The sequence below is a fragment of the Steroidobacter sp. genome, from assembly GCF_036406195.1.
Lineage (GTDB): Bacteria > Pseudomonadota > Gammaproteobacteria > Steroidobacterales > Steroidobacteraceae > Steroidobacter.
This window is the reverse complement of record NZ_DASWVW010000044.1, coordinates 1-1,564: the sequence shown is the minus strand read 5'-3', so window position 1 is coordinate 1,564 and position 1,564 is coordinate 1. Positions and strand designations below refer to the sequence as shown.

Annotated in this window: 1 protein-coding gene and 1 pseudogene; one reads left to right on the top strand and one right to left on the bottom strand. The window is 63.9% G+C overall.

Annotated elements, in window-relative coordinates; translation table 11 throughout:
- The first annotated feature begins 23 nt into the window (after positions 1 to 23).
- Positions 24 to 1,102 (top strand): IS3 family transposase gene (locus tag VGE08_RS17840; RefSeq protein WP_414717508.1). Its coding sequence is split into 2 segments (ribosomal slippage): positions 24 to 282 and positions 282 to 1,102, totalling 1,080 coding nucleotides; the frame shifts between segments, so codons are not numbered across the junction.
- A 45-nt stretch (positions 1,103 to 1,147) separates the two neighbouring features.
- On the opposite strand, the pseudogene VGE08_RS17835 reads toward VGE08_RS17840, so the two are convergent.
- Positions 1,148 to 1,564: pseudogene (locus VGE08_RS17835) on the bottom strand (DEAD/DEAH box helicase family protein); the annotation flags it as partial.

The following is a 1,564-nucleotide window of genomic DNA, read 5'->3' as shown; positions in this document are numbered from 1 at the left end:
CCCCCAACTGAAGGAGATTGGACGTGAAGAAGCGGTTTACCGAAGAACAGATCATCGGCTTCCTGCGCGAGGCTGACGTCGGCCTGCCGATCAAGGAGCTGTGCCGCAGGCACGGCTTCAGCGAGGCCTCCTACTACCTGTGGCGCAGCAAGTTCGGCGGCATGAGCGTGCCGGACGCCAAGCGCCTGAAGGAACTGGAGACGGAGAACACGCGGCTGAAGAAGCTGCTGGCCGAGCAGATGCTTGAGAACGAGGTGATCCGGGACGTCCTGCGAAAAAAGCCGTAGGCGCACCGGCCCGGCGAGTGTTGGTGCGCCAGATGATCGACAAGGGGCTGAGCGAGCGGTGCTCGTTGCGCGTCGTGGGCATGAGCGCCAGCGCGTACCGCTATCAGGCACAGCCGGACCGCAACGTGGCATTGCGGCGGCGGATCGTGGAGCTGGCGCAGCGGCACAAGCGCTACGGGGTGGGAATGATCCACTTGAAGCTTCGGCAGGAGGGCGGCGAGCCGGTGAACTACAAGCGCGTGGAGCGGCTGTATCGGGAGGAACGGCTACAGGTGCGCCGGCGCAAGCGGAAGAAAGTGCCGGTGAGCGAGCGGCAACCGCTGTGTCGTCCATCGGCACCCAACGAGGTGTGGTCGATGGATTTCGTGTTCGATCGCACCGCCGACGCACGCGTGCTCAAGTGCCTGACCATCGTCGACGACGCCACGCATGAATCGGTGGGCATCGAAGTCGAGCGAGCCATCTCCGGCGCGGGCGTGACGCGCGTGCTGGACCGCCTGGCGATCATACGCGGCTTGCCCAAGACGATTCGCACCGACAACGGCAAGGAGTTCTGCGGCAAGGCGATGGTCGCCTGGGCGCACGAGCACGGCGTGCAGCTGCGCCTGATCGAACCGGGCAAGCCAAACCAGAACGCCTACATCGAATCGTTCAACGGCCGCCTGCGCGATGAGTGCCTCAACGAACACTGGTTTCCCAGCCTGCTACACGCCCGGACCGAGATCGAACGCTGGCGGCGGGAATACAACGAGGAGCGACCGAAGAGGGCATTGGGCGGGCTGACACCGGCCGCCTACGCGAAGCAGTTAAAGTAACACCGGACTCTAAACCCACCCGCTACTCAAAGCGGGGGGACGTCGAGGAGCCAGGAACCCGTCGCTGATGCCCTGTTTGAGCGAGTAGGTGTACACCGGCTCGCCGAAGTAGTGGATGTTGGAGACGTATTCGGTTTCCTTGGGCGTGGCGGTGAGGCCGATCTGGGTGGCGTTGCCGAAGTACTCCAGAATCTCGCGCCACGCCGAATCCTCGGCTGCGCTGCCGCGGTGGCACTCATCGATCACGATGAGATCGAAGAAGTCCGGCGAGAACTCGCGAAACAGCTTCTGGCGTTCTTCCGGCCCGGTGATTGCCTGGTACAGGCCGAGATAAATTTCGTAGGCCGGGTCGATCCGGCGCTTCTTGTCAAGTGCCAGTGTCAGCTCGATCTCGCTGCCGTCCGCGCGCTCGATCGTCTTGCTGGCGGTGCTGAGCTTGGCCATGGCCGCGCCGAACGGGCG